We start from the raw sequence: 21,471 nt of genomic DNA, 5'->3' as shown, positions 1-21,471 counted from the left end.
ATATTGATGAGAGAGGGAGATCGATGCCATTGCTTCGACATGAAAGTGAAATCGCGTTTATTTCAAGCCATAGATTTCTAAAAAAAATAATGATGTCTGTGGCGGTTGTCTCCGCACTTGCAATAACAGGTTGCGCTTCTAAGCCGCAAATTTCAAATTCAACCCGTGTAATGAATTCACCGGATTATTATACGGTGCGCTCAGGAGATACCTTGAGTGGAATTGCTGCGCGTTATGGTTTGAATTACATCAATATTGCACAATTAAATGATATCGCGCCACCATATCGAATTTATGTCAACCAGTCCTTACGTTTAAAAGGTTCAGCAGCCAAACGTACCACGACGACGCAACCTATTACCCAAGCTGCACCAATACAACGTCAAACGATTGCACTGCCTACAACACCATCGACGACCACACAGACGACATCTCGTTCAGTCACTCCAGCTGTTGCACCTGTAACAACAGCACCCGTTATTACAGCAACGCCAACTTCAACCAGTTTACGTTGGGTAAAACCATCGGCTGGACCCGTGATTCAGCAATTTAATCCAGCAACAAATGTAAAAGGTCTACGCTATGGTGGAAATCTAGGTGACCCAATTTATGCAGCGGCAAATGGACAAGTTGTCTATGCTGCGGATGGACTTAAAGAGTACGGTAATTTAGTGTTGATCAAACATATTGATGGCTACATTACGGCTTATGCGCATAACAGTAAAATGCTGGTTAAAAGTGGCGATAACGTCACAGCAGGACAAAAAATTGCGGAAATGGGCTCATCTGGCACCAATCGCGTCATGTTAGAGTTCCAAATTCGCTTAGATGGTAAACCCATTAATCCTGCAAATATTATCCCAATGAACTAGTTGAAAGTTGAAATTAAATAATGCAAAAGCTAAATTTCTCCGTATAATACAATGAGATGCCTTTATCAAATAATGATAACTGCATCTCATAAGTTTAGAGGGAAATTTATGTTAGATCAACTTCGAGCAATGGGAGTGTTTGCTTGTGTTGTAGAGAAAAGTTCGTTTAGTGGTGCCGCCCGTGATCTGGGTATTACCACCAGTGCAGTGAGTCAACAGATTCGGTCTCTAGAGCAGGACATGGAAGTAACACTTCTTCACCGTTCTACCCGTAAATTAAGCTTAACTGAGGCTGGACAAGCTTTTTTCCACAGTTGCCAGGAAATGCTAGCTGCTGCGGAACGTGGCAAGATTCGTATTAATGAATTGCGAGATGATTTGGTTGGAGATTTGCGTATTGCAACCACTCCCGAATTAGGCGCCTTACATGTTGTCCCAGCTTTATCTCACTGGATGTCTGCACATCGTGGACTATCTGTAAATTTTGAAGCAGATCATCGATATATTGATCTTATCGAAGGGCGCATTGATATTGCCATTCGTATGAGCCCAAAAATTGAGGATCAAAACTTAACCATTATTCCAATGGCACGTGTCGATCAGGTTTTGGTCGCTTCACCGAGCTATTTGAATCAATCAGCCCCCATTTCGCGTCCTGAAGATTTAAAGAATCATGATCTGATTCCTGTAAATCTAATGAATAATTACCAGCACTTTTCATTTCAGCATGCTACAAATGGTGAGTCCGTAACGATAGACATGAAAACTCGTCTACAAACGAATAATGTTTTTGTCGCGAAATCTTTATGTCAACAAGGGCATGGTTTAACCAGAATTCTGTACTTGGATGTACAAAAAGAGCTTGTAAATGGTTCTTTGGTTGAAGTCTTACCAGATTGGAATCTACCCGCTTTTACACTGTATGCAATTACGTCTAAGCGTGAACAACAGCCGATGAAGATTCATCGTTGTCTGGATGCGTTAAAGCAGTATTTTAGCCAGTTACCCGGTGGACGAACTTTTCAGGAAGCCTCTTAAACGCATCGTATATCCGTAAATACAGCAGGTAAAAAATCGAGTTATGCCAATAGCTCGATTTTTTATTTTTTAATGTCGATAAAAAAGCCACAACATGATTGTGGCTTTCAAACAGACGCTTTTAACTTAAAACTTAAGCTAAAAATTGCTTAATGGCTGGAACTAAACGCGATAATAAATCATCAGCTTGTTCTTGAGTCATATTTAGAGGGGGCAGTAAACGTACTACAGAACCCGCGGTAACATTGACAATCAATTTATATTCTTCACGTGCGATAGCGACCATTTCAGGGCAGGCTTTTGGTAATTCAACACCAATCATCATCCCAAAACCACGCACTTCGACATTTAAACCAGAAAGTTGCCCACGTAACTGCTCGACAATGTAGCTTCCCACTTTTGCAGCATTTTCTACTGCATTCTCTTTCTGAATCGTATCAATCACCGTATAAACCACACGTGAACCTAGCACAGTTCCACCATAGGTTGAACCATGGCTACCTGGCCCGAGTATGCCTACCGCTTTGGCTTGAGTCATTACAGCGCCAATAGGAAAGCCATTTCCCAAACCTTTAGCAGTCGTTAAAACATCTGGAACAATATTGGTATGTTGATATGCAAAATATTGACCTGTACGACCATTTCCAGTTTGGATTTCATCTAGCATCATGAGCCAATTATGCTGATTACATAGAGCGCGAACATCTTCTAGATAGCTAAAACCCTGCGGTGCAGTATTGATCCCACCTTCACCTTGAATCGGTTCAATCAAAATCGCGACAATATCGGGATGTTGCAAAGCAACTTCCTGCAATGCTTCCAAATCTCCGAAAGGCACACGAATAAATCCTTCAACTAGAGGAAAAAAGCCTTCCTGAACTTTACTGTTACCTGTTGCAGATAGCGTCGCCAATGTACGCCCATGAAAAGATTTTTCAGCAACGACGATTTTAGGATTTTGAATGCCTTGTTGGCTGGCGTACTTGCGTGCAATTTTAATTGCGCCTTCGTTAGCTTCAGCGCCGCTATTGGAAAAGAAAACTTCCTGCATGCCTGAAACTTCGGCCAGTTTTTGTGCCGCAGCAGTTTGCCACGGGATTTCAAATAGGTTGCTGGTATGAATTAAAGTGGCTGCCTGTTCAGCAATCGCTTCTGCAATAACAGGATGCGAATGACCTAAGCCACAAACGGCTATACCTGTGAGAGCATCCAGATATTCTGTGCCATCTTCTGTATAAAGATAAGAACCTCGTCCTCGTACAAAACTGATCGCTTGGCGGCCATAGGTTGCCATCAAATGTGAAGGTTGATCAGGTTGTACAGGGGCGAGAGTAATGTGATTCATGACGAACTCTTATCTGTTGAATAAAAGGAAAGGGTTTATATAAGCAAAAACAACCGCAGAATGAAAGGGCTAAACGAAATTAAAATAGAATTATCATGTTCTATCCTAACAAACACACTGGTTTTAGGTATAATAGTCGCAGAATAGTTGAGGATTTATCTATGACTGAACAAGCACGTGACACCGAAGCACTGATTCGCGATCAAATTGCTAAGCACTCGGTTTTACTTTATATGAAAGGCACTCCGCAGTTTCCACAATGTGGGTTCTCTGCGCGTGCGGTTGAAGCACTCAGTCAAATTGGTCGTCCATTTGCCTATGTGAATATTCTGGAAAATCCAGATATTCGTGCAACACTGCCACAAATTGCGAATTGGCCGACTTTCCCACAGCTTTGGGTCAATGGTGAGTTGGTCGGTGGTAGCGATATCATGCTGGAAATGTTCCAAAATGGTGAGTTAAAACCTTTAATTGAGCAATATAGCCCAGCGCCAGAAGCTTAATTTAAGCCATTGATAAAAAAAACCTGAGATTTTCTCAGGTTTTTTTTATGCAATTTTATACCGTGCAATCTAAACGTTATTCTCATGTTGCTGTTTGAGATCAGCCAAAGCATCAATTCGATATTGAATGAGCATTTCACCAATCTCTGCGCCATGAATATCTTCAGGCAAATCTGAAGCTTTAATTGAACGGACAATATGCATGGCTTTACGCATATATTCTGCTTGTGGATACGCACGATCTTCTAAACCTAATCGACCGCGTGCATCACATTCACAGGCTTGAATAAACGCTTCAACTCGTTCAGGACGTCTTAGAACATCCAAACGTTGCAGTAAACGCCATAGGGTTCCTGGTTTTAAGGTCATAGCCTGATGACATTTTAAATGTTCTTTACAGACTGAAACTGCCAATTGTTTAAGTTGTGTTGGAACTTTTAATCGATCAGATAAATCTTGAACAGGTGCAACACCACGTTCTTCGTGCATGATATGACGTGGAAGTTCATCAATAGGCGTAAGTGCTTTACCCAAGTCATGTACTAAAACCGCATAGCGTACATCAAGTGAGTAATGGGCATTACACGCTTGTTGCAAGGCCATCAAGGTATGAATGCCACAGTCAATTTCAGGATGGTATTCAGGGCGTTGTGGTACACCAAATAAAGCTTCGATTTCTGGAAATAAAACTTTTAGTGCGCCACATTGATGTAAAACTTCAAAATATACATTGGCATGAGTTTCCATCAAGGCTCTGGAGGTTTCTTTCCAGACACGTTCAGGTGTGAGCGCATCTAATTCACCAGACTGACTTAATTGTTGCATCAAATTCAATGTTTCTGGAGCAATGCTAAACCCGTATTGAAAATAACGTGCTGCAAATCGTGCAACTCGTAATACGCGAAGCGGATCTTCTAAAAAAGCATTGGATACATGACGTAGCAGTTTAAGTTCCAGATCTTGTCGACCACCATAAGGATCAAAAATCTCACCTGAAGTTTCATCCATCGCAATGGCATTAATCGTGAGATCACGTCGAATCAAATCATCTTCAAGTGTGACGTCTGGATCGGTAAAAAATTGAAAACCATGATAGCCGATACCCGATTTACGTTCGGTACGCGCAAGGGCATATTCATCTTTGGTTTGTGGATGTAGAAATACAGGAAAATCTTTACCAACAGGCTGATAGCCCTGATCAAGCAATTGCTGTGGTGTTGCTCCCACCACGACATAATCTTTTTCGTGATAGGGGTGCCCAAGTAAAAAATCGCGTACGGCACCGCCTACTAAATAAACATGCATGAAAAAACCTCTGTTCTTAAGCTCATGATGCTACAGAACAGAGGTTTTCTCAAGTCACAAAGTTAAGCTTTTCTAATCTCTTAAGTTTAAAGAATTAGCCACCGCTTTGCTGAATTTCTGCGACAGTCAATGCTGTCATATTCAAGACACGACGTGTTGTTGCGGTTGGTGTCAAAATATGCACAGGTTTTGCTGCACCCAGTAAAATAGGCCCAATCGTGACATTGTTCCCAGAAGTGGCTTTCAGTAAGTTAAAGGAAATATTCGCTGAATCCAGATTCGGCATGATCAACAGATTTGCAGAACCTTTGAAACGCGAATTTGGAAATGCAAAGTGACGAATACTTTCATCAAGTGCTGCATCACCATGCATTTCACCTTCAACTTCTAGCTCAGGCGCGCGTTCAGATAACAAGCGATAAACTTCACGCATTTTTTTCGCGCTTGGATCATTCTGGTCGCTACCAAAGCTTGAATGCGAAAGCAAAGCAATACGTGGCGTAATACCAAAACGGCGAACTTCTTCAGCAGCCATAATGGTCATATCCACTAATTGCTCTGCGGTCGGATTAGTATTCACATAGGTATCAGCAATGAACAGATTACGATCTTCTAGCATCAATGCATTGAGGGTAAAGAAGTTGTTTACACCTTCTTTAAGTCCAATGACATTGCTCACAAAGTCGAGATGGATATCATAACTACTATATGTACCACATAGCATGCCATCCGCTTTGCCAAATTTAACCAACAATGCGGCGATCAGTGTCGAGCGGCGACGTGCTTCACGTTGCGCGTATTCCTCTGTAACACCTTTACGTTGCATGGTGTGGTGATAATCTTTCCAAAACTCTTCATAGAGCGGATTTTTTTCTTGGTCTACAATCTCAATATTAGTGCCATGTTCTAAACGTAAGCCTAGTTTTTTGATATTGTTTTCGATGACCGCTGTACGACCGACCAAAATTGGAAAGGCAATGCCTTCATCTACTGCGATTTGTGCAGCGCGAAGGACACGTTGATCTTCACCTTCTGCATACGCAATACGTTTAGGATCAGTTTTTGCTTGAGAGAAAATCGGTTTCATCATAAACGCTGAGTTATAGACAAACTCAGACAATTTTTGACGATATGCTGCAAAATCTTCGATCGGACGAGTGGCAACACCTGAATCCATGGCTGCTTTTGCAACGGCAGGCGCGATTTCAAGAATCAAACGCTGATCCAATGGACGAGGAATCAGGTAATCACGACCAAATGAAGCAGATTTCTCACCATAGGTTGCAGCATCTGCTTCTACGTGTGCCATACGCGCGATGGCATGCACACAGGCAATTTTCATTTCTTCATTGATCGTGGTTGCACCTACATCAAGTGCCCCACGGAAAATGTAAGGGAAACAAAGTGCATTGTTTACCTGATTTGGATAGTCTGAACGACCAGTCGCCATAATGACATCAGGACGAACTTCGTGTGCATGTTCAGGTAAAATTTCAGGATCTGGATTTGCCAATGCAAAGATGATTGGATTTTCTGCCATTTCCTTGACCATTTCTTTGGTCAAAATACCTGCCGCAGAAAGACCTAAGAACATATCCGCACCCGCCATAACTTCATGAAGTTTGGTTTGTGGAATATCTTGAACATAGCGCTTTTTAGAATCATCTAGACCATCACGAGACGTGGTTAAAAGTCCACGTGAATCGGCAACGGTGATGTTTTCTTTACGCACACCAAGTGCACATAATAAATCCAGACAAGATAATGCTGCAGCACCAGCGCCTGACGCTACAATTTTAATGTCTTCGATTTTTTTGTTGACCAGTTGCAGTGCATTTAATAATGCTGAACCCACAATAATACTGGTTCCATGTTGGTCATCATGAAACACAGGAATATTCATGCGTTCACGAAGTTTTTTCTCTATATAAAAGCATTCTGGGGCTTTGATATCTTCGAGGTTAATACCGCCAAAAGTAGGTTCTAAAGCAGCAACAATGTCCACGATTTTATCGGGATCATTTTCTGCAATTTCAATATCAAAAACGTCTACGCCCGCAAATTTTTTAAAGAGAACGCCTTTACCTTCCATAACAGGCTTAGATGCCAAAGGTCCAATATTACCAAGACCTAAAACTGCCGTACCATTACTGACCACTGCGACCAAATTTCCGCGCGCAGTATATTTTGCCGCTGTAGAAGGATCGCGTTCAATCTCTAAACATGGAGCTGCAACTCCCGGAGAATAAGCAAGAGCCAAGTCATGCTGATTGACAAGTTGCTTGCTTGGTGTAACGCTGATTTTCCCTGGAGTAGGATGTTCATGATAATACAAAGCAGCCTGTTTTAATGATTGATCGTCCATCTGAATCTCGATTGTTACAAGAGTTAACTAGTGAATGCTTGGGTGTAACGGGTAAAGCCGTTCGAATATAACATTAGTTGGGCTTTACGCACAGTCAAAAACTATCAATTTGCTTAGAACTCACGGTTTTCAAAGCGGAATAAATTATTCACCCACACATTTGTGGGTTTTTAAAAACTCAGTACTCTTTTCAGGATTGAGCGGTTTAGAAAATAAAAAGCCCTGCAAAATATCGCATTTTTGTTGGTTCAAAAAGTCAGCCTGTTCTTGTGTTTCGACACCTTCAGCCACTAAAGTCAGGTTCATGGCTTTGCCCATGGCAATCATGGCGCTTACGATAGCTTCCTGTTTTGGATTTCCAATTTTAGAAATAAAACTACGATCAATTTTTAAAATATCAATTGGGTATTCGGTTAGATACGCCAAAGAAGAATAACCGGTTCCAAAGTCATCCAGCGAAATGAAAATTTCTCTTTGCTTAATTTCCTGTAACATTTCCTGAACGATTTCAGAGCTGCCCATGAGTGAAGACTCTGTAATCTCAAGTTCTAATTTTTTACCGTTAATTTGATAATACTGCATGGCATCATCCAGATCGTTGAGCAATTGACCGCGATGAATCTGCTGGGCGACGACATTGACTGAAACGCAAATATTTTTAAAACCTAAATCGTCCCAAATCCTGATTTGTTTAGCGGTTTCCATGATCACAAATCGACCAATATCAGAAATAAGGCTGGTTTCTTGCGCAATTGGAATAAAGAGGTCAGGCCCAATTAATCCACGTGTTGGATGATTCCAGCGCGCCAATGCTTCAAAGCCATAAACATCGTGGCTTTGTGCGCAGACTTTTGGCTGATAATAAACGACCAATTCATTATTTTTGATGGCATTACGAAGTTCACGTTCAATATTCACGCCTTGAGTTAATAATGCTGATTTTTCAGGTGAATAATAACAAACGGTATTGCCACCTAAACGTTTAGCATCATTTAAAGCTTGTTCAGCATGATTATTTAAACTGTCAATTTGACGACCGTGTTCAGGATAGTAGGCGACACCCATCGAAACAGTAACAACAATGTCATGACCTTGAACATGAAAAGGTTCAATAAAACTTTCAAAGATACGAGAACAATGTTGTTCGATAGAGGGGCGAATATGTGAAATCTCATAAAGAATAGCAAAGTCATCGCCATTTAAATGGGCGACCAACAGTGCTTCAGGTGTAGTTAAACGCAAACGTTGTGCGACTTTTTTTAATAACTCATCCCCACCATTATTGGTCAGAAACTCATTTAATGTTCTAAAACGGTCGATATTAAAACGAATGACTGCAAACTGTTTAATTGGATCTTTTTGACTCACTAAATACTGATGAAGCTGATAGTTATAATAAAAACGATTTGGCAGATCGGTGAGTGTGTCGTAATTTTCCAGATAAGATAAACGTTGTTCTTGGCGTTTTTTCTCAGTTTGATCAGAGACAATGCCGATATAATTAATAATTTGGTCATTGTCATTTTTAACAGCATTGATATGCGTCCAGATTGAGACTTCTTTGCCTGATAAAAAATTCTCGTTTAATTCACCATCAAATTCACCTTTTTGTAAGAGTTGCTTAGTGATATTGAGGTGCATGTTTTTTTGTTGGAATTTATCATTTTGGGTAATATCAAATAAATGCTTGCCCAATATTTCCTGTTTTTTAAATCCAGTGAGTTGCTCATAACAAGGATTGGCATCGACATAGCATAGATTTTCATCCAGAACGAATATGCCTTCGGCTGCCTGTTGAACGACACTAGCCGCAAGTTTGAGTCGATCCTGATCTTTTTTCTCTTGGCTGATATCGCGTCGAATACCTACCATTCGCAAAGGAATGTTACTTTGTGGATGGCGCAAAACCACCTGACCGACTTCCTGCACCCAGTACCAATGATCGTCATATTGAATCCGCATGATCACATCAAAACGTGATGTGTAGCCTCTTAAATGTCGATACAGTGCTCTTTTGACAAACAATAAATCATCAGGATGGATAATTTTTTCAAGATAACTTTGATGTGATTTCCAATCTTTGGTAATCCTATCTTGTTCTGGTGTGGTCAGTTCGATTTTACGGTGTTCAATATCCCAGTGCCACGGGCGAATTCCTGCAATTTCATGAGCTAATCTTAAATTTTGGGCGTTGTTTTCTAATCTTTCGTTCATCTTTTCAATATCATAAGTTCTTTCTTTGACTTTTTGCTCAAGGAGTTGATTATGCAGTTGCAATTGTAGTTCAATTTCTTTGGATTTATCCATTTCAACTTGTAGCTGTTGATAAAGTTCATCGGTCCATTTAACTTGCTCTTCGGCATTTAGTTTGAGTTCTTTATTTTTGAAAAATAAAATCGACATTCGCCGTTTATTACGATGAGACGCAAATGCACTAAAAACAAAAATGATTAAGATAAAGTTATATGCCACATAAAATAAAGAATAAGCTGTTTGTGGATGAGCAAACTGCGAAATAAACAGAGGCAAAATAGTAGGTAAAAAAACCAGAAAAAAAAGTCTGAGAGATTGAGTGAGATAAGTCAGACAAATAATCCCAGTAATCATGTATAAGACTGAACTTAAGGTTAATACATGAGCTGCTGTTAAGGGGGGATTAAGCGATGTCAAATTAAAATTGATTAATAAGATGCCTGTACCAATGACTACACCACTACCGAAGCAAATAAATTGCATCCAACGATTAGCGCTGTTGAGACCATAGTGATTTTCTTTAAAATAAAACTCAGAAATGCTCCAACAAATTATAAAAAATAAACTGCTAACAGCAATCCAGATATTAAAACACAAAGAAGAAACAGGACTATAAAATAAACGATATAACAAATAGTCAAAAATACAGAGTAAAAATAAATTAATGAGTAAGGCTTTACTCTGTCTGATCGAGCTTTTGATATGAGCTGTATCGACATGATCGTACAATTCAGTTTCTTGTGGTTCAGACATATAAATATGTTCCGGTTAAATTTCACACAACAATTAAGTGAATACAAAAATAAAATCAGAATACTTTTTTAATGTTAATGAAGGTGTTTGTTAATGTCGTTTTACGTTGTCATACCTAACATGGAAAATCAATATTTGTTTCGACTAAATTAGTCGGCTTTTGACAAAAAATGATAGTTCAAAATTGAAAGCGCAACGACAGGTGCTGTTTCTGTACGTAAAACTCTTTCCCCAATACACCAGTTTAGAAAACCGTTTTCATTAGACTGTTGGATTTCTGCTTCGCTGAGCCCACCTTCTGGACCAATGAGCAGGGCAATCTCAGATAAACTATTAAGTAAAACATTTTCTTGGTCTTTGTTGGGTGCTAAAACAAAACGAGAAGATGGGAGTTCAGAAACTAACCATTCATCGAGAGAAATCGGAGCGAGAATTTTAGGAACACGGTTCATACCGCATTGTTCACACGCTGCGATTGCAACAGATTGCCAATGTTCAATTTTCTTTTGGTCACGCTCATATTTAAGTCGCATTTCACAGCGTTCGCTGGTTAACAGTTGAATCGTTGATACGCCAAGTTCGGTTGCTTTTTGAATCGCGTAATCCATGCGATCACCTTTACTCATCACTTGACCTAAAAGCACTTGAAATGGCGGAGTTCGATCAGTGGGATCAAAGTGATCAACAGAGACAAATGCATTTTTTTTATTAATTTCAGTGAGCGTTACAAGATATTCACCACCTTTTCCATTGAAAAAGATGGCTTGCTCTTGCTCTTTTGCACGAAGCACACGAACCCAATGATGAAATACTGACTCAGTTAACTCTATAGACTGATTGGTATCTAACTCTGTTTCAATATAAAAGCGATTCATAATTGGGTAAGGCTCGTACAAATTAGTTTAAACCGAGATCAACAACGAGTTGTCGAGTAGGTTCAGTTTGGTTCATTGAATAGAAGTGAAGTGTTGGGGCACCACCTGCGATTAAACGTTCGCAAAGTTTAACAATAACTTCATGACCAAAAGCTTTAATGCTTGCACTGTCATCGCCATAGGCTGCAAGTTGTTTGCGAATCCAGCGAGGAATTTCAGCGCCTGTACCGTCAGCAAAACGAATGAGGTTGCTGGCGTTGGTAATAGGCATAATCCCGGGTGCAATTGGAATCGTAATTCCTTCTTTTTCTAGGCGTTCAATAAAGTAGAAATAGGCATCTGGATTGAAGAAAAACTGGGTAATGCCTGCATTTGCACCTGCGTTAACTTTCTCGACAAAACGCTTGATGTCTGCATCAAATGTTTCGGCCTGCGGATGCATTTCGGGGTAAGCGGCGACTTCAATATGAAAATGATCGCCTGAATGCTCACGAATAAAACGTACTAGGTCTTGTGCATATGGGAGTTCACCCAGTCCAACTTGACCTGATGGTAAATCACCACGTAACGCGACGATACGATTAATACCTTGTGATTGATACAAGTCTAGGAGTTTAGCAATACGACCTTTATCATCGCCGATACAAGAAAGGTGAGGGGCGACCGCTGTGCCTTTACCATTAAAGTCATTGATGGCTGCTAAAGTGCGTTCACGCGTAGAACCACCCGCGCCATAAGTAATCGAAAAAAACTCGGGGTTGAGTAGTTGGAGTTCTTGGTGAACAATTTTTAACTTTTCTGCACCAGCGTCAGTTTTTGGCGGGAAAAATTCAAAAGAAATAGGAACACGTTTCGTCATTTCAAATCCTTTTTTATTTCTTTTCACCTCTCCTAAATCCTCTCCTGAGAGGAGAGGACTTTTTGATATTCATTCGGGTAATGAATATTCCCTCTCCCTTAGGGAGAGGGTTAGGGAGAGGAAATTAAAACTTAGTATTTATAAGCGTCAGATTTGAATGGACCTTCAACAGGAACGCCTAAGTAATCTGCTTGTACTTGAGTCAATTGGGTTAATACACCGCCAAAGCCAAGTACCATTGCAGCAGCAACTTCTTCATCTAATTTCTTAGGAAGCACTTCGACACGAATCGCTGCTTGTTTTTGATCAGATGGTAAGTCAGCAAATTTTTCAGCAAATAAATGCATTTGACCTAATACTTGGTTTGCAAAAGAACCATCCATAACGCGTGATGGATGACCTGTTGCATTGCCAAGATTGACTAGACGACCTTCAGAAAGCAGGATCAAGTAATTGCTTTCGTCTTCTGAACGATACACTTGGTGGACCTGAGGTTTAACTTCCACCCATTTGTAACCACGTAAATAAGCGGTGTCAATTTCGGTATCAAAGTGACCAATATTACAAACCACTGCACCTGCTTTTAAGCTATCTAACATTGCAGAATCACAGACGTGATAGTTACCTGTTGTGGTCACAACAAGATCAGTATTGCCTAACAAGTCGTGGTTGATGTCTTCTTTCTTACCTGTTTGCACACCATTTTTGTATGGAGATACAACTTCGTAACCATCCATGCAGGCTTGCATTGCACAAATCGGATCAACTTCAGTGACGCGAACGATCATACCTTCCTGACGTAACGATTGAGCAGAACCTTTACCCACATCACCATAACCGATCACCAGCGCACGACGACCAGAAAGTAACATATCCGTTGCACGTTTAATCGCATCATTTAATGAATGGCGGCAACCGTATTTGTTGTCATTTTTAGATTTCGTGATCGAATCATTGACGTTGATTGCAGGAACTTTAAGCGAACCATCTTTCCACATTTCAAGTAGACGTTGTACGCCTGTGGTGGTTTCTTCAGTAATGCCGTGAATCTTTTCTAAAAGTGCAGAGTATTTTTCATGAACAAGTGCAGTTAAATCACCGCCATCATCCAAGATCATGTTGGCATCCCACGGTTTGCCATTGACATTGATCTGTTGTTCTAAACACCACACATATTCTTCTTCAGTTTCACCTTTCCAAGCGAAAACGGGAACACCACTTGCAGCGATTGCAGCGGCAGCATGGTCTTGAGTAGAGAAGATGTTACAAGATGTCCAGCGAACTTCAGCGCCAAGTTCAACCAAAGTTTCAATCAAAACCGCAGTCTGGATTGTCATGTGGATACAACCCAAGATTTTTGCGCCAGCAAGAGGTTTTGCTGCTGAATAACGTTTACGTAAACCGATCAAAGCTGGCATTTCTGCTTCAGCAAGCTTGATCTCTTTACGACCGTAGTCTGCTAGGGAAATATCAGCAACTTTATAATCTGTAAATGAAGCATTAACCGCGTTCATCACGATCTCCTTTTTTAAAAAACAAATATTGATCATTCAGTTCGCGGATGCCGTTATTCTGTGAAGCGTGATTAACTGAGTTTTCAGCTGCTTCAGACGTCGAGCCTAGCGATTTCACATGATTATTTTTAAAAATCAGCTTGTGAAAAAGTCGCAGCATCCCTCGACTGGTGGCGCTATTGTACTGATAAATTGTTACAGTGCCAACGCTGTTTTGTGTATGATTCGAATAAATGTAATGCGAGTTCAACGTGATGGCGCTAGAAATTCCAGAGTCCTTAGTCAACCTTGAAGCCAACTGTGGCATTTTTGCACTGTGGATGTTATTTCAACATCATGGCGTTGAAATGGATATTTCGGAATTGATACAGGCAACTCAACATGATCAAGAATATGGCACATTTACCATTGCTTTAGCGGTTGCATTAAAAAAATTTGGTTTTGATGTGTCTTTCTATACAGATCCTGATCCTTATATCGATGACAGTGAACGTTTAATTTATCAACAAGCCCAAGCTTTAAATATCCCAATACATTCGGCGCTTACTTATTCTGAAATTCAAGGGGCAATTGAAAATGGACAGATGGTCATTGTTTCTTATGATACTTTGGATGGTGTAGGCAATCAGTCCTTAGTTTATTCAATGGATGAGCAGGAAATTTGTTTCTTTGACAGTTTTGATCCGATGCCAGCTTTTTTATTTGAACAGCAACGTGATGCAGAAGGAATTTGTAGACAAGTAATTTTAATTAATGATCAAGAGCTAAAGTTAATGCAATCTACAAAATTCAGTTAGAAGAGACAAAAACAGAATTTTTGAAATATGGCATGTCAATCAAAAGCAATAGAATTTCTTTTAAGTTCCTTTTACTTTGCCTTAATGAGTAAAAAAATAAACGGATCAAATAATGCTAAAAGAAGTTTCATAATGTAGATAATTTAAATAAAGTAGAGAGATCATCATAATGATTAAAAAAATAACATGTCTTGGTTTGGTTAGTATTTTTGCTGTTCCTATTTTATATGCAAATGATTCAACAGGATATGTTGCAACAGGTGGAGTCGCTTATGTTAAAAATCCGAACATCAGTATGCAAAAAGAAAATTTATTTATCAGTAAAAAACAAATCCGTGTTGAATATGAGTTTAAAAATCTAACGTCTCATAATATTCAGGAAAACATTTTATTTCCTTTGCCTAAAGTTGGGAATTCACGTGAAAGTGATTTTGCTGATACAGATGCTTTTATTAATAGTTTTAAAGTAAAAGTCAATCAAAGACCTATCAATGCATCGGTGCATGTGCGAGCTTTTTTGCCCGCGTTGAACCAAAAAGGTGAGATAGATTGGACGAAAGATTCGATTGATGTGACTCAAGAATTAAAACAATGTGGCTTGAGCGATCAAGAGTTGATGAATCCGTGGACACAGAAAATCAGTGATGAGGTGTTAAATCAACGTATTTTCCGCTGCCAACAGCCTAAAGTGCAAAAACTAATTAAACCCTATCATCCAGAGGATTCCATTTATTGGGAGGCACAAGTTATTTATAGCTGGCAACAAGTCTTTAAAGCCAATAGTGTGACGCATGTGGAGCATCGATATCGGCCTTTGGTCGGTGGTTCGGTCTATCTTGATGATGGAATAGCAAAAAATCACTGTGTCAACCAGAGCTTTAAAAATGCACTCAACAAAATGCCAAATAAAAATCCACCTTATATGGGGTTGAGTTATATTTTAAAAACGGGAGCAAACTGGGCGAAACCGATTGGAAATTTTAACATGATCATTGAGCGAGATAAAAATGAATTGATTTCACTCTGCTGGAAAGGAAATATACAAAAAATAAATGCAACTCAATTTAAAATCTCAGAGAAAAATTTTAAACCGACAGAGGATGTAAATATTATTTTTGTACCATTATTAAGATGAGAAAATAATATTATTCATTCAAAATGAAAATTTTAGAAGAAATAGAATAGATTTCTTTCATCATTGTTTAAACGCTGTTTATTTTTTTCCATAGGGGAAAAATAATAAGAACTTATGCAAGAAGCCTAATATCTCTTTAAAATCATTTTATTGTAAAAATAGACTAAATCAATAGAGTTTAAGAGACAGCCAGATCAAATACAAAGTTAATACAGAACTTGGCTAAAAATAGTGCTGGATATGATCATACTAATAGGCTCATAAATAACATATTTCAGATAATAAATCCGAAGAGGAACTCATGAGTAAAATTACTTCAAAATTTGATAAGGTTCTCAATACATCACAATTCCATGGAAAGATGGTTCACGAGCCAGACTCGAGTACGGAAACTTATCAAAACTCAGCTGATATCACGACACCACCAGCCGACTATATCGGTAATTATCAAAGAAATCGCGGTATTGGTTCTGACCAATATCAAAACAGTAAAATTTATATTGTTGGGAGTGGTATTGCAGGATTATCAGCAGCTTATTATTTCATTCGCGACGCACAAATACCCGCATCGAATATCATTTTCATAGAACAACTCCATGTTGATGGCGGTTCATTGGATGGTGCAGGTAATGCCCAAGATGGCTTCCTGATTCGTGGTGGTCGTGAGATGGAATTTGCCTATGAAAATATCTGGAACATTTTTCAGGACATTCCTGCATTAGAGTTGCCAGAACCTTTTAGTGTGCTGGATGAATATCGTTTACTCAACGATAATGATCCCAACTTTTCCAAAGCACGATTGATTCATCAACAAGGTCAGGTGCAGGATTTTAATAAGTTTGGTTTATCTAAGAAAGATCAACTTGCGATTGTCAAATTACTTCTCACCAAAAAAGAAGATCTGGACAATACCACTATTGAAGAATATTTCAGCAGTGAATTTTTAGCATCTAACTTTTGGACTTTATGGCGAACCATGTTCGCTTTTGAAAACTGGCATAGCCTACTCGAATGCAAACTTTATATGCATCGCTTTTTACATCAGTTCGATGGTTTTAAAGATATGACCGCGCTGGTATTTCCAAAATATAACCAGCACGATACCTTTGTTAAACCCTTAGGACAATACTTAAAGAAAAAGGGCGTTACTCTTAAGTTGAATACTTTGGTTAAAGATGTAGAAATTGAGCAAAAAGGGCAGAATAGTTTTGCAAAATCATTATTAATAGAAAAAGATGGCAAAGAACAAAAAATTGATCTGACTGAAAATGATTTTGTGGTGATTACTACAGGTTCAATGACGGAAGATACTTCGTATGGTAACAATACGACTGCGGCAATGAGTAAAGTGGACAATAGCACGAGTGGTCAAAGTGCAGGTTGGTTACTTTGGAAAAACTTGGCAAAGAAATCTCCAGTATTTGGCAAACCTGAGAAGTTTTGTAGCAACATTGAAAAATCATCTTGGTTATCTGTGACCTTGACTTGTAAACCGTCAGCTTTTGTTGAAAAACTGAAAGAATACGCGGTTAATGATCCGTACTCTGGTAAAACGGTCACTGGAGGAATTATTACAATTACAGATTCAAACTGGTTGATGAGCTTTACCTGTAACCGTCAGCCGCATTTCCCTAACCAGCCCGATGATGTATTAGTGCTTTGGGTATATGCCTTATTTATGGATAAACAAGGCAACTATGTTAAAAAGACTATGCCAGAATGTACAGGTAATGAAATACTGGCAGAGTTGTGTTATCACTTGGGAATTGTTGATCAACTAGACAATGTTATCGAAAACACCATCACCCGCATTTCCTTTATGCCATATATTACTTCAATGTTTATGCCACGTGCTAAAGGTGATCGTCCACGTGTAGTGCCTGAAGGATATAAAAATTTGGCCGTGGTAGGGCAGTTTGTAGAAACCAATAATGATGTCGTTTTTACTATTGAAAGTTCAGCTCGAACAGGACGTTTAGCTGTTTATAAACTTCTTAATATTGATAAACAAGTGCCAGATCTTTCGCCTTTGCAATATGACATTCGTCACCTAATTAAAGGTGCAAAAACCTTAAATGACGGTGAGCCATTTCCAGGTGAACGTTTACTCAGACATGTGTTGAAAGGCACTTATTATGAACATATTTTGCCAAAAGATGCAGCGCAGCCTGAAACCGAATCATTTTTATCTGAACAGTTTGGACATTTTAAAGACTGGATCAGTTCTATAAAAGAAAAAGCGAAATAGATCAGAAAAAACAAGACCCTAATTAGGGTCTTGTTTTTTATAGGAGAAAAAGCTAATCAATATCTGGATGCTGTTTGGCGAGATGATCTCGTTTTTCCTGTAATTCTTCAATTTTTTGATCAATCTGCTCAATCTTCTGTTCTATATTTTCATGATATTGTTCCAGTAATTCTTCCGCCTCTTCGCAATCAGCTGCCATTGGTGTTGCACCTTTGAGAGGTAAATTGGCTGTTTCTTTCAGGTAAAATGCGGTCATAATTCCAAATACGCCACATAACATTAAATAGTAAGCTGGAACCATAATATTCTGCGTAGTTTCAACCAACGTAGCGGTAACGGTTGGTGTTAACCCTGCAATTACCACCGAAATATTAAACGCAATGGCAAGCGCACTATAACGAATCTCGGTGGGAAATAGGGCAGGCAAAGTGGATGCCATCACACCAATCAGCATATTGAGCGAAAGTGCCAAAATTAAAAGGCCTAGAAAAATTAAGTAGACATTATTGCTATCAAGTAAAAGAAAGGCAGGATAAGAAAATAAAACCAATGCAATACTGCCTGCAAATATAAAAGGACGACGGCCAATTTTGTCACTAAACATCCCAACAAAGGGTTGAACAAAAAGCATTCCGACCATAACGGCAATAATGATCAATACCCCATGATCTTCTGAATAGCCTAAGTTATGCGAAAAATAACTGGGTAAATAAGTAAGCAGCATGTAATAGGTGACATTAGTACAAATGACCAGACCAACACAGACCAATAAACTACGCTTATGTTCGCTCAATATTTGCTTGAAACCAATTTTTTTAGGTTTTTTTGAATCTGATTGATTTTCAGTATGTGCTTGAAAAGTAGGGGTTTCATCAAGAGATTGACGTAAATACAGTCCTATTAAGCCCAAAGGTAAAGCCAGATAAAAGGGAATTCTCCAACCCCATTCCATAAAGGCAGTTTCACCCACAGAAAAACTGATTAAGGAAACAACCCCGGCACCCACCACGAAACCTAAGATTGAACCAAAATCGAGCCAACTTCCCATGAAGCCGCGTTTCCGATCGGGAGAATACTCAGCTACAAAAATGGCTGCCCCTGCATACTCCCCCCCAACTGAGAAGCCTTGCGCAATTTTGACAATCAACAATAAGATCGGCGCCCAAATCCCAATACTTTCATAAGATGGAATCAAACCGATACCAAACGTACTCACAGACATGATAATAATGGTAATGGCTAAAACTTTTTGTCGTCCGTACTTATCACCTAAGCGACCAAAGAATATTCCTCCTAACGGTCTAAAAATAAAAGGAATGGAGAAAGTTGCAAGCGCAGCAATCATCTGCACACTGGGGGATGAATTGGGAAAAAATACTTTACCCAGTACATAGGCAACATAGCCATATACACCAAAATCGAACCATTCAATTGCATTACCAAGTGCGGCAGCCTTAATCGCTTTTTTGGTTTTTTCATAATCAACAATTTCAACATCATCTATTTCAAGAGGTTTTATTTTTCTTTTGGACATAGTGGCTTATTTCCTGAGTAATCACAATTTGATGTAGTTTCACGAGCTCTAGCAATTCAACAGCGATTTATGTTAACAATTCATAAAGATCATCTTTTCAATATCACGTTGGAAATACACAAAACCATAAGGATTGTATGTGTATTATTTAAAATGATTAAATATCAGAGAATTATAATTTTAGAATGATCTTTAAATTTATGTGTTGCGTGATGATGAAGAAAATGTGTGCCTATGATGTAAATATGTAATTTGATGCGAAAATTTAAATAATAGCGCTCAATTTTAGAAATATAAAAATAGGAATTATTCTAAAGCACCATAAATAGCAAAAAAGTGTCGCAATATGTCAGTTCTTATTTTTTTGTTGTAAATAAATATTCTTTAATTAAATTTTTTTTAAAAAAATTGGTATATATATACATTATTTTATGAATAAAATATGGTTAGAATCATGTGGTTGACGTACCGTTGGATAGGCGGCTTAGCAATAAGCAATTCGTTTTATCATTGAATAGAAAGTCCTAATGACCATGCCATATATAAAAACGGATGAAGCGATATTACTTGAACGCAGCAAGCGATATGTTCATCGTATTTTTTTAATGCGGCAAACGGGAACTATTCTGTGTTTTTTATCCATTTCTTCAGTTCTTCATTATTTAAATTACTCTTTATTTGTATATATCTTACTGGGTATTAATGCCTTTATTTGGCCCACAGTGGCTTATGTGTATGCTAAAAGCAAACAAGATGCAGTGAAAACCACAAATATGAGTTTAGTGGTCGATGCTGCTTTAGGGGGAATTTGGGTTGCCGTGATGGGGATTAGTCCTTTTCCATCATTAATTATGGTCGCGATTTTAATTTCAGATCGTTATGCCGCAGGCGGTTGGGTCATTTTAAAACCCTCTTTGATGGCTATGCTAGTTAGTTGTTTGGTCATGTGGGTATTGTTAGGTTTTCATGTGAATGTCGATTTTGATAGTCGCATTGTCTGGTGTTCACTACCTTTAGCAACACTCTATATCATGTTTTTAAGCGTATTAACCCGAAATCTTGCTGTGCAGTTAATCCATAAAAATCGAGAATTTGAGCGTATTGCCCTAATGGATCCGCGTTTGCATATTCCCAACCGCCGTTTGTTTGAGCAGCGTCTTTCTTCAATTTTTATCCAAACTCAGAGAAATGGAACGCATGCACATTTGATGTTGCTAGATGTCGATGACTTTAAATATATTAACGACACTTATGGACATGAGGCAGGGGATTACTTTTTAGCCGAAATTTCCAGTATTTTAAGGCATTTTATTGGCCCTAAAGATACGCCAGCTCGTTTTGGTGGCGATGAACTTGCCATTATTGTGGTAGATCGAAGCAACGATGAAATTTTAATACTTGCTGAAAATATTGCAGCTTGTATCAAGAATATCCGATTACAAAGTGATGAGCATTTTTCTGCAAGTATTAGCATCGGAATTGCATCTGTAGAGACTGCACAAACAGTCTCTGAATGGTTTGGTCTGGCAGATAAAGCGCTTTATTATGTCAAACGCAATGGTCGAGATGGAATCCAGATTTATTAGCAATAAACATATGTATTCGTAAATCTGATTTAAGTTTGATTATTTTGATATTCCTGAATCACTTCTAAGGCTGCGCGAAATGCTTCTTGGGCTGCTGGCGCACCGCAATAAGGCAAACTATGCAACAGTGTCTCCTGTATTTCCTCAATGCTGCAACCATTATTTAATGCGCCGCGTACATGGCCTTTTAGTTCTGTAGGTGCTTTAAGTGCGGTTAACATGGCAAGGGTAATCAGTGAGCGATACTTACGAGGTAGTACACCTTCACGTTGCCATGTAGATCCCCAAGCATGTTCATTAATCCAGTTTTGCAGGGGGGCTGTGAACGGTACGGTATTGTCCTGAGCACGTTTAACAAATGATTCGCCCATCACTTCAGTTCGAACTTTTAAACCATTTTCATAATCTTGTTGTGACATCATCTTTCCTATAATTTGCAAAAAATAAAAGCGTCCGTAAACGCTTTTATCACATTATCAAAGTGGCTTA

The 21,471-nt window shown here is 38.9% G+C and carries 16 protein-coding genes; 7 read left to right on the top strand and 9 right to left on the bottom strand.

The window, feature by feature from the left end; genetic code table 11:
- Positions 1–23 precede the first annotated feature (23 nt).
- Both F944_RS06340 and F944_RS06335 read left to right on the top strand, forming a co-directional pair.
- The gene (locus F944_RS06340) at positions 24–872 is read left to right on the top strand and encodes a peptidoglycan DD-metalloendopeptidase family protein (protein ID WP_004988332.1); all 849 of its coding nucleotides are present in this window, start codon (positions 24–26) and stop codon (positions 870–872) included.
- A 108-nt stretch (positions 873–980) separates the two neighbouring features.
- Positions 981–1,910: a LysR family transcriptional regulator gene (locus F944_RS06335; RefSeq protein WP_004988328.1), complete on the top strand. Its 930-nt coding sequence runs from the start codon at positions 981–983 to the stop codon at positions 1,908–1,910.
- Positions 1,911–2,043: 133 nt separating this feature from the next.
- On the opposite strand, the gene F944_RS06330 is transcribed toward F944_RS06335, so the two are convergent.
- A complete protein-coding gene (locus tag F944_RS06330; protein ID WP_004988324.1) occupies positions 2,044–3,255 on the bottom strand; it encodes an aspartate aminotransferase family protein in 1,212 nt (403 codons plus the stop codon).
- Between the two features lie 161 nt (positions 3,256–3,416).
- Here F944_RS06330 and grxD point away from each other — a divergent pair, with 161 nt between their 5' ends.
- A complete protein-coding gene (gene grxD / locus F944_RS06325) occupies positions 3,417–3,758 on the top strand; it encodes a Grx4 family monothiol glutaredoxin (RefSeq protein ID WP_004988322.1) in 342 nt (113 codons plus the stop codon).
- A 69-nt stretch (positions 3,759–3,827) separates the two neighbouring features.
- On the opposite strand, the gene F944_RS06320 is transcribed toward grxD, so the two are convergent.
- From F944_RS06320 to ahcY, 6 genes are all read right to left on the bottom strand, one after another.
- Positions 3,828–5,063 (bottom strand): multifunctional CCA addition/repair protein, encoded by a 1,236-nt coding sequence (locus tag F944_RS06320; RefSeq protein ID WP_004988319.1) that lies wholly within the window; start codon positions 5,061–5,063, stop codon positions 3,828–3,830.
- A gap of 94 nt (positions 5,064–5,157) precedes the next feature.
- A complete protein-coding gene (locus F944_RS06315; RefSeq protein WP_004988316.1) occupies positions 5,158–7,428 on the bottom strand; it encodes an NADP-dependent malic enzyme in 2,271 nt (756 codons plus the stop codon).
- 144 nt (positions 7,429–7,572) lie between these two features.
- Positions 7,573–10,434: a GGDEF domain-containing phosphodiesterase gene (locus F944_RS06310; protein ID WP_004988314.1), complete on the bottom strand. Its 2,862-nt coding sequence runs from the start codon at positions 10,432–10,434 to the stop codon at positions 7,573–7,575.
- Positions 10,435–10,583: 149 nt separating this feature from the next.
- Positions 10,584–11,309, bottom strand: a complete 726-nt coding sequence (locus F944_RS06305; protein ID WP_004988312.1) for a 16S rRNA (uracil(1498)-N(3))-methyltransferase — start codon at positions 11,307–11,309, stop codon at positions 10,584–10,586.
- A 22-nt stretch (positions 11,310–11,331) separates the two neighbouring features.
- Positions 11,332–12,168 (bottom strand): methylenetetrahydrofolate reductase [NAD(P)H], encoded by an 837-nt coding sequence (metF, locus tag F944_RS06300; protein ID WP_004988310.1) that lies wholly within the window; start codon positions 12,166–12,168, stop codon positions 11,332–11,334.
- A 131-nt stretch (positions 12,169–12,299) separates the two neighbouring features.
- Positions 12,300–13,682, bottom strand: a complete 1,383-nt coding sequence (ahcY, locus tag F944_RS06295) for an adenosylhomocysteinase (RefSeq protein ID WP_004988307.1) — start codon at positions 13,680–13,682, stop codon at positions 12,300–12,302.
- Between the two features lie 254 nt (positions 13,683–13,936).
- Between ahcY and F944_RS06290 the strand changes: the two genes are divergently transcribed.
- From F944_RS06290 to F944_RS06280, 3 genes are all read left to right on the top strand, one after another.
- Positions 13,937–14,479, top strand: coding sequence for a cysteine peptidase family C39 domain-containing protein (locus tag F944_RS06290; RefSeq protein ID WP_004988304.1), 543 nt, complete (start codon positions 13,937–13,939; stop codon positions 14,477–14,479).
- A 169-nt stretch (positions 14,480–14,648) separates the two neighbouring features.
- Positions 14,649–15,614 carry a DUF4424 family protein gene (locus F944_RS06285; protein WP_004988301.1) on the top strand — a complete coding sequence of 322 codons (966 nt, stop codon included), beginning with the start codon at positions 14,649–14,651 and terminating at the stop codon, positions 15,612–15,614.
- Positions 15,615–15,915: 301 nt separating this feature from the next.
- Positions 15,916–17,862 (top strand): oleate hydratase, encoded by a 1,947-nt coding sequence (locus F944_RS06280; protein ID WP_004988299.1) that lies wholly within the window; start codon positions 15,916–15,918, stop codon positions 17,860–17,862.
- 52 nt (positions 17,863–17,914) lie between these two features.
- Here F944_RS06280 and proP read toward each other — a convergent pair whose 3' ends face one another.
- On the bottom strand, positions 17,915–19,396 hold the full coding sequence (gene proP, locus F944_RS06275; RefSeq protein WP_004988297.1) for a glycine betaine/L-proline transporter ProP: 1,482 nt from the start codon (positions 19,394–19,396) through the stop codon (positions 17,915–17,917).
- 533 nt (positions 19,397–19,929) lie between these two features.
- On the opposite strand from proP, the gene F944_RS06270 reads away from it, so the two are divergent.
- A complete protein-coding gene (locus tag F944_RS06270) occupies positions 19,930–20,982 on the top strand; it encodes a sensor domain-containing diguanylate cyclase (protein ID WP_004988296.1) in 1,053 nt (350 codons plus the stop codon).
- Between the two features lie 29 nt (positions 20,983–21,011).
- On the opposite strand, the gene F944_RS06265 is transcribed toward F944_RS06270, so the two are convergent.
- Positions 21,012–21,401 carry a carboxymuconolactone decarboxylase family protein gene (locus F944_RS06265; RefSeq protein WP_004988292.1) on the bottom strand — a complete coding sequence of 130 codons (390 nt, stop codon included), beginning with the start codon at positions 21,399–21,401 and terminating at the stop codon, positions 21,012–21,014.
- Positions 21,402–21,471: the final 70 nt, after the last annotated feature.

The sequence above is a fragment of the Acinetobacter ursingii DSM 16037 = CIP 107286 genome, from assembly GCF_000368825.1.
GTDB lineage: Bacteria > Pseudomonadota > Gammaproteobacteria > Pseudomonadales > Moraxellaceae > Acinetobacter > Acinetobacter ursingii.
This window is presented reverse-complemented; position numbering and strand designations above follow the sequence as displayed.